This is a genomic window from Bradyrhizobium sp. (genome assembly GCF_030697065.1).
GTDB lineage: Bacteria > Pseudomonadota > Alphaproteobacteria > Rhizobiales > Xanthobacteraceae > Bradyrhizobium.
In genome coordinates this window covers 23,374-31,224 of sequence record NZ_JAUYQU010000116.1, presented here as the reverse complement: position 1 = coordinate 31,224, position 7,851 = coordinate 23,374, and the positions used below count along the sequence as shown (strand labels likewise).

Sequence of the window (7,851 nt, the reverse complement as noted above, 5' to 3'; positions counted from 1 at the left end):
TGCTGATATTTCCGGACTTCCAGTTGCTGGACGCGGCCGGACCGATTTCGGCGTTCGAGATCGCGGCCCGCTTCGCCGGCCGGACGCCGTCGATCAAGGTGCTGGCGGCGTCGCCGGGTCCCGTTCGCAGCAGTTCCGGCGTGGAGATGCTGGCGCGGGGCCTCAAACCGTCGGCCGGTATCAGCACCCTGATCGTGGCCGGCGGCGAGGGGGTGCGGCAGGCGGCGACCTGTCCGAAGACGCTGGGCTTCGTGCGATCGGCCGCGAAGCGCGGCATCCGTGTCGCCAGCGTCTGCTCGGGCGCCTACATCCTGGCCGAGGCCGGCGTGCTCGACGGCCGCCGCGCCACCACGCACTGGCAGCGCACCCCGCATTTCGTCAAAGCCTATCCCGGCATAAAACTGGAGCCCGACCGGATCTTCGTCCGCGACGGCAATATCTGGAGTTCAGCCGGGATCAGCGCCGGCATCGATCTGGCGCTGGCGATGGCGGCGGAGGATTTTGGCGACGAGATCGCGCGGCAGGCGGCGCGCCAGCTCGTGCTCTACCATCGCCGCAGCGGCGGCCAGTCCCAATTCTCCTCACTGCTGGAATTGAAGGCGCCGACGGGTCGCTTCGCGCCCTTGCTGGCGTGGGCGCGCGAGAATCTCGACGCGCCGCTGACGGTAGAGGACATGGCCGAGCAGGCCGGCATGAGTTCGCGGCATTTCGCCCGCGCTTTCATTGCGGAGACCGGCACCACGCCATCGAAGGCCGTGGAGCGCCTGCGCATCGAGGTGGCGCGCCAGCGCGTGCAATCCTCGTCGGAGGCGATCGAGCGCGTCGCCGAGGCTACCGGCTTTCGCGACCCCGAGCGGATGCGCCGCGCCTTCATCCGCGCCTTCGGCCAGCCGCCGCAATCGCTGCGCCGCGCGGCGCGGGCAGGATGAGGCGAGGGGCTACGATTGAAAAGCTGCCGCGCGATGTTTGCGGGTAGCTCGCTGGCAGAGCAGCCGGCACATAATCGTCGGGGCCATGATTGCGCCTCCGCTGCATTTCCAACTTCTCCGAAAGTTCCTCGTCGCGATGCTGATTTGGCGCATCGCAAGCGCAGAGTTTTTTGGAACAACGGGTTTCAAAGCTCGTTATTCCAGCAACTCAACCTTGCGAAGGAGATTCATGATGCCGATCATTCTCTGGTTTCTTGGCGTGCCGATCAGCCTGATCATCGTGGCCGCTTTGTTTGGCGTCTTCTAACAAGGCGCACATTATGCAGACCGCGGGGCGCGTGACGGAGATGGATCTCCTCACGCGCTTCTTGCGTTTTGCGGCAGCCCTCGACCTCTCACGCAATGCTAGCCCTGCGCCCTCAGCCACGCGCCGATCTCGCTGGCGGCGACGTTGGCCTGTTGCAGCAATTTGCCCATGGTGAAGAAGCCGTGGAATTGGCCGGGGAAGTGCCGGTAGGTCACCGTCACGCCGGCCTCCTTCAGTCGCGCCGCGTATTCGTCGCCTTCGTCGCGCAGCGGATCGGCGCCGGCGGTCAGCACATAGGCCGGCGGCAATCCCACCAGCGTTGCCGCGCGCGCCGGCGAGGCGCGCCAGTCATGCACGTCGGCGGCGCCGTTCAGATAGTGATCGCGAAACCACTTGATGACCGAATGGGTCAGCAGCAGGCTGGTCTCCGGCTCGCGGTGCGAGGGATGCGTCATCGCGAAATCGGTGGCGGGATAGATCAGCACCTGGCTCGCGATCGCTGGCCCGTTGCCGTCGCGGGCCGCTATCGCGACCACCGCGGCGAGATTGCCGCCGGCGCTGTCGCCGCCGACGCTCAGCCTTGTAGCGTCGATGCCGAGCTGTTTGGCGTTTTCGGCGATCCACTCCGTCGCGGCGATGGCGTCATCGACGGCGGCGGGGAATTTATGCTCCGGCGCCAGGCGATAATCCACCGATATCACGATCAGCCGGCCTTCGTCGGCCAGCTTGCGGCACACCACGTCATGGGAATCGAGATCGCCGATCACCCAGCCGCCGCCGTGAAAGAACACCAGCGCGGGCGCGAGACCATCCGACTGCCGCGGATTTTTCGGGGTGTAGACCCGTGCCGGAACCGATCCGTGCGGGGCGGGGATCGAAAGCGGCTCGGTCGATTCGAGTTCGGGCGGTTCCGGGTTGGAAACGATGCGGCCGGCCAGATAGAGCCGGCGTGCCTCGACAGGTCCGACCGTCTCGTAAGGCGGCCGTCCCGCCTCCTGGAATGCTTTGAAGACGGCGGCGGCATCGGGATCGAGAACAGCGGGCATGGCAGGACCTTTGATGTTTGATGTTGTCATGCCGGGGCGCGCGCGAAGCGGGCGAACCCGGAACCTCGAGATTCCGGGTTCGATGCTGACGCATCGCCCCGGAATGACGAAATCTCAGGCGGCGGTTCGTCCGCCATCGACGGTGTAGGACGAGCCCGAGACATAGCTCGCTTCGTCGGAGGCCAGAAATGCGACGATGGAGGCGACTTCGAAGGCCTGTCCCATCCGCCGCGCCGGAATGCGGTCGACGATCTTGTCGATCGGAGGCGGCGAATTGCCTCCGTTGCGCCCCTGCAGAATGGTGCTCAGCATGCGGCTGTCGATCAGGCCGGGGCAGACGCAATTGACCCGCACGCCGGTGCCGGTGCATTCCCATGCCGCTGACTTGGTGAGCCCGATCACGGCATGTTTGCTGGCGCTGTAGACCGCGATGTGCGGCGATCCCATCAGGCCGGCGATCGATGCGGTATTGATGATGCTGCCCTTGTTCTGCTTCAGCATCACCGGGAGAACGTGCTTCATTCCAAGAAACACCCCGACCACGTTGACGTCGAGCACGCGGCGAAACATCTCGAGCGGATAATCGGTGATCGGCTTGATGTCGCCCTCGATGCCGGCGTTGTTGTAGAAGGCGTCGATGGTGCCGAATCGGTCGATGGCGGCGCGGACATAGCCGGCGACCTCGTCCTCATCGGTGACGTCGGCGGCGACCGCCAGCGCCTGCGCCGAGGCCGGCAGATCCTTGATCGCCGCCTTGAGGTCCTGTTCCCGGCGGTCGACCGCGACGAGGCGGGCGCCGCGTGCGGCCAGCAACTGCATGGTCGCGGTGCCGATGACGCCGGCAGCCCCGGTGACGACGGCGACCCGGCCATCGAGGCGAATTCGATCGGTCATGGCAGTGTTTCCCCTGTTGCTCCGGTTGGCCCGGATGTCCTGCGATCAGGCGCGGGTGGCCCCGCGCGAAGCTTGATCGGGCGGGATTATTTCATTTGTGGCGGGGGCTGACCAGTAGGCGGGGCAGGGGGAAAGCCGCCCTTTCCCCGCCGTATTCGCCGTGTTAACCGGTGATCCTGCGAGCGGCGGATAAGTCAGTACAATGTCGCGAGCCCGATTCGCCTTTCAAAGCCGCGAGATGTTTCGAACCATTGCCCTGACCGGATTTGCGGCTTTCGTGGCCGCCTCGACCATCTCGCTCGCGCCACCGGCGCAGGCGCAGATCGGCAATATCTTTTCCGATCCGCCGCCGCGCCCGCCCGGCGCCGTTCCGCGCGGCGGCAGGGAGCAACCGCAGTTCGAGGACGACGACGAGGAAGTGCCGGAACTGCCGCGGGGCCGGCTGCTGCCGACGCCCAACCGTCCGCCGCCGGGGCAGGGTGTGCCGCCGCCGGGAGCGGTGCAGATCCAGCCGCTGGCGCCGCCGCCCGGCACCACCGTGATTCCGCAAAATACCCCGCCGGGCATCGCGGTAGCACCCCCGCAGCCGGGCACCCTGCCGGGCCTGCCGCCGGGACAACGCCAGCCCAAGGGGGGCGCCGTGCCCCAGACGCCGGCCAGCCTGCAGCCGGGCGACGAGGTGGTCACGGAGCCGCCGGCGCAGAAGATAGTCAACAGGAAGGCGAGCTTTTCCGGGTTGGACAAGATCACCGGACGGATCATCAATTTTGACGAGGATATCGGCGAAACCGTCCAGTTCGGCGCGCTCCGGGTCAAGACCAGCGCCTGCTATACCCGACCGGCGACCGAGGCCGCCAACACCGACGCCTTCGTCGAGGTCGACGAGATCACGCTGCAGGGCGAGGTGAAGCGAATCTTTTCCGGCTGGATGTATGCGGCGAGCCCGGGCCTGCACGGCGTCGAACATCCGATCTACGACATCTGGCTGACCGACTGCAAAGGCCCGGAAACCACCATCGTCACCGCGGCGCCCGAGCCGCCGAAACCCGCCCCGCCGCCACCGCCGGCCCAGAAACGCGCGCCGCCGAAGCAGCAGGTCCAGCGTTCGGCACCGCCGCCGCAGCCGCAATTCCAGCAACCGCCGCCGCCTCCGCCGCAACAACAGCAGCCCGGCGGCCTGTTCGGGATCTTCAGGTAGCGACGCCGGTCAGCCGCGCGCCGCAATGATCTCCAGCGCCCGCGCGCCGCTGACGGGAGCATCGGCCGGCAACCTGGCGAAATCGGCGGCGGCGCCCTTGATCGCCTTGTCGAGCAGCGCGGTGTAGCGCCGGCGCGGAATCTCGACCGCGCCGAAGCTGCGCAGATGCCCGGTGACATATTGGGTGTCGAGCAGTTCGAAGCCGCCCGCGATCAGCCGCGCCACCAGATGCACCAGCGCCACCTTGGAGGCGTCGCGGGCACGGTGAAACATGCTCTCGCCAAAAAACGCGCGGCCGAGGCTGACGCCGTAGAGGCCGCCGACCAGATCGTCGTTCTGCCAGACCTCGACGCTGTGGCAGTGCCCGAGCCCGTGCAGCCCGAGATAGAGGTCGCGGATCCGCTTGTTGATCCAGGTGTCGTCGCGGCCGGGCTGCGGCGCGGCGCAGCCGGCAATCACCGCCTTGAAGGCGGTGTTGACCGTGACGCTGAACGCGTCCGAGCGCACGGTGCGCGCCAGTCGCGTGGCGATGCGGAAGCCGTCGAGCGGTATCACGCCGCGCATTTCCGGCTCGACCCAGAACAGGGTGGGATCGTCGGCGCTTTCGGCCATCGGAAAGATGCCGCAGGCATAGGCGCGCAGCAGCACTTCAGGCGTGATGTCGGAGGAAGCGGAATCGCGCGACGTCATGGGCGGAAGGATAGCAGTTTCGGGGCAGGGGCGGCTAGCTCGCCGCGTCTCGGGCCGCTGTTCAGCCTGCGCGTGCGACGGTCACGGCCGCATCCGGCAAGGCCAACGGGGAAACGGGGATCTCGATGGTCCATACCGTGCCGTCGTCCGAGTCAAGTCGCGCCGTCCCTCCGACCTGTTCAACCAGACGGCGCACCAGGCCAAGCCCGTGCCGCTTGCTTTCGGCCTGGGCCTTGAAGCCCGCGCCGTCATCGCGGAGGGTGATGGTCATCGTGCTGCCGTGTGGACCAACGCTCCGGACGGAGACCACGATCGATCCGTTTCCGTCGGGGAAGGCGTGGTCGTAGCTGTTGGTCACTACCTCCGTCACGACAATCCCGAGTGCCGTCGCCGTGTCGAGATCGACGATGAACGGCTCGCTGTCACACTTCAGCGTGACGGCGTCCTCCGGCGCACCCTGTATCTCGGCGAGGTGGAGGCAAAGCGATTTGATGTAGCTGCCGAAATCGATGGTGCGGCTCATCTCGGCGCCGAGCAGATGGTCATACACCTGGGCAAGGGTGGAAACCCGGCGAGCGATCGCCTTGATGCCCCGTTGCCCGCCCCTGTCGGCAGTGTCGCCCAGCTGTCTGTTCAGCATTCCGTAGACCAGCTGCAGATTGTTGCGAACCCGATGTTGCAGTTCTTCCGCCAGGACGTTCTTCTGGTCCAGCAGCCGGTCCTTGTCCCGGACCAGAACTTTCATCTGCTCGATGGTGTTCTGCAGGGTTGCCGTCCGCGTCGAGGTCGCGACGGCTTCGGCCAGAACATTGGCGAAGCCGGTGAGGAAGTCGACATCGTGCTGATCGTAGTGGTGCTGTCGGTCATTGTCGATCTCCAGCACGCCATAGGGCCTGGTGTCATTCTTGACGTGGATGACGACGTCGACGGTCGAAACGATCCCGTGAGCGGCATAGAACCGGGGCAGTTCGAAATCGTGTTCCTTGCGGACGTCATTGCAGATCGACGGCTCGCCGGTGACGAACGCCCGGCCTTGAGGCGAGGTCGGATCGGCGCTGACGGCCGAACCGATGACTCCGGCCTTCCAGCCGTGTCCGGCCTCGATGTGAAGGTCGTTCTCCGCAGCGCGGTACCGGCATACTTTGGCGTAGGGGACATCAAGGCTTTCGGCGCAGACTCGCGCCGCCTCGGTCAGAACCTTCTCCAGGTCCGTCTCGCGGAGAGCAAAGCTGCCGAAGCGGGCAATCGCCGCTTGCTGGCGCAGAAGTTTTCGTACTTTTGCGCCGTCGTCGCTCATGCTGTGGCCATTGGCGGAGCGGTGGCTGCCGGACGAAGCATCTGGAAGCCGTTCGGGAACGGCGGCAACGTGTTACCGCTGGCAATCTCGCTGACGATTTTCAGGGCACGCACCAGATCGGTAGAACTATAAGGTTTGGAAAGGACGGCGTCGCCGTCGGCGGTCGTGAGCACGACCTGCGACGTATTTCCTGTGGCATAAAGTACGCCGAGCTTGCCGAGCGGCAGCAACTGTGCGGCAATTTCGGTCCCCAGACCGCCATCGGCAAGGCGAAAATCGAGCACGGCAAGATCGGGCTTGTGCTTGTGAGCCAGGGCTACGGCCTCTGCCACCGTGCGAGCGATGCCGCAGACTTCGTATCCGGCGTCAACGAGAACCTCTTCCGCCAGATCGGCGATCATCAGATCGTCCTCGGCGATCAATACCCTGAGCACGCCCGTTCCTCCCGGCCTGGCGACAAGGTCGCCGCGTTGCCCGCTGACAATTCAAAAGCCGTGGGGTCGGCCATGGACTCGCCGTTTCCAAACACAACGCCCGCGCAAAGGTTGCCCGGCATGTGAAATAAAGTCTGTGCAATTTTGACCATGTCATGAAAGTCGCCGCCTGCAGCCTTGTCGGGGAGCAGTCTTCAATCCGCCGGCTCCGGGGAACTTACTCATAGTCGGAAGCGTTCATCAAAGGCGTGGCGCTTCATGACGAAATGCCTCAACTGGAGTGTGAACCATGAATATTTTCTACATCATCGGCGTTATCGTCGTAATTCTCTTTGTCGCCGGCTTTCTCGGACTTCGTTGAATGATTGTCGGTAGTTGCGGACGGACAGCTCGCCTCAACTGATGAGCGGCTAAGCGTTGCGTACGCGAAGGCCGGAGCTGCCGATCGCTGTAGGTGAAGCATGCCGACACCATCTCTCCTGGAAAAATGCGGAACGATCATCTTCAGGTGCAGTTGGTCTATCCCGAGGGAGAAGTCCGAGATGCACCGTTCCAAACCGCAAGCCATGCGAAACAAGATTGACCTGTCCGATCCCGGTCAGGTCCGAAGCCTGAAAAAGCGTCTCGGCATATCGACTGGCGATTTGCATCTCGCTATCGGAAAAGTGGGTAACTCAATCGCGGCACTGAGCAAGGAGTTTCAAAAAGCAACGCCAGCGGTCGCGCCGGTTCAAAGCGCAGGTGCTCTCGATAGTGCTCTTCTGGAAGAACCTTCTGACGCCGTGGCCGGCCACCAGGCCAGTGCGATCGAACATTGAACCTTCATGGTCTCGGGAACCTTGCGAGAGGCGGGCCGTTGGCCTCTCACAGGAGATTTCAAGTGCACAAAGATGGAAAGCAAGTCGTTGAGACGGCGGTCGAGGCAAGGGGCGGTCGTTTGGGCAGGCCGGTTCTTCTAGTGCTGCTCGTCAGTTGCGTTCTGGCAGTTGCCGCCCTTGTGATTGCCTATTCCGGCACCTGAGCATCGTGCTCGGTGGTTCGTGACGCCGGAATTGC

The 7,851-nt window shown here is 64.7% G+C and carries 9 protein-coding genes; 4 read left to right on the top strand and 5 right to left on the bottom strand.

Annotated features, from left to right (window positions below):
* The first annotated feature begins 2 nt into the window (after positions 1-2).
* Together Q8R73_RS09975 and Q8R73_RS09970 are read left to right on the top strand one after the other, a co-directional pair.
* Positions 3-929 carry a GlxA family transcriptional regulator gene (locus tag Q8R73_RS09975; protein ID WP_305719381.1) on the top strand — a complete coding sequence of 309 codons (927 nt, stop codon included), beginning with the start codon at positions 3-5 and terminating at the stop codon, positions 927-929.
* An 85-nt stretch (positions 930-1,014) separates the two neighbouring features.
* Positions 1,015-1,236, top strand: coding sequence for a hypothetical protein (locus Q8R73_RS09970; protein WP_305719380.1), 222 nt, complete (start codon positions 1,015-1,017; stop codon positions 1,234-1,236).
* A gap of 98 nt (positions 1,237-1,334) precedes the next feature.
* Here the strand turns inward: Q8R73_RS09970 and Q8R73_RS09965 are convergent, their stop codons facing one another.
* Positions 1,335-2,282, bottom strand: a complete 948-nt coding sequence (locus Q8R73_RS09965) for an alpha/beta hydrolase (protein WP_305719379.1) — start codon at positions 2,280-2,282, stop codon at positions 1,335-1,337.
* Between the two features lie 114 nt (positions 2,283-2,396).
* Positions 2,397-3,176 (bottom strand): SDR family NAD(P)-dependent oxidoreductase, encoded by a 780-nt coding sequence (locus tag Q8R73_RS09960; protein ID WP_305719378.1) that lies wholly within the window; start codon positions 3,174-3,176, stop codon positions 2,397-2,399.
* A gap of 202 nt (positions 3,177-3,378) precedes the next feature.
* On the opposite strand from Q8R73_RS09960, the gene Q8R73_RS09955 reads away from it, so the two are divergent.
* Positions 3,379-4,374: a DUF2155 domain-containing protein gene (locus Q8R73_RS09955; protein ID WP_305719377.1), complete on the top strand. Its 996-nt coding sequence runs from the start codon at positions 3,379-3,381 to the stop codon at positions 4,372-4,374.
* A gap of 9 nt (positions 4,375-4,383) precedes the next feature.
* Here the strand turns inward: Q8R73_RS09955 and aat are convergent, their stop codons facing one another.
* From aat to Q8R73_RS09940, 3 genes are all read right to left on the bottom strand, one after another.
* Positions 4,384-5,064, bottom strand: coding sequence for a leucyl/phenylalanyl-tRNA--protein transferase (aat, locus tag Q8R73_RS09950; protein WP_305719376.1), 681 nt, complete (start codon positions 5,062-5,064; stop codon positions 4,384-4,386).
* A 61-nt stretch (positions 5,065-5,125) separates the two neighbouring features.
* Complete coding sequence (locus Q8R73_RS09945) at positions 5,126-6,361, bottom strand: histidine kinase dimerization/phosphoacceptor domain -containing protein (RefSeq protein ID WP_305719375.1); 1,236 nt, start codon at positions 6,359-6,361, stop codon at positions 5,126-5,128.
* The gene (locus tag Q8R73_RS09940) at positions 6,358-6,795 is read right to left on the bottom strand and encodes a response regulator (RefSeq protein WP_305719374.1); all 438 of its coding nucleotides are present in this window, start codon (positions 6,793-6,795) and stop codon (positions 6,358-6,360) included. The genes Q8R73_RS09945 and Q8R73_RS09940 overlap by 4 nt, the downstream gene beginning before the upstream one ends.
* A 542-nt stretch (positions 6,796-7,337) precedes the next feature.
* Between Q8R73_RS09940 and Q8R73_RS09935 the strand changes: the two genes are divergently transcribed.
* Positions 7,338-7,613, top strand: coding sequence for a DUF3606 domain-containing protein (locus Q8R73_RS09935; RefSeq protein ID WP_305719373.1), 276 nt, complete (start codon positions 7,338-7,340; stop codon positions 7,611-7,613).
* Positions 7,614-7,851: the final 238 nt, after the last annotated feature.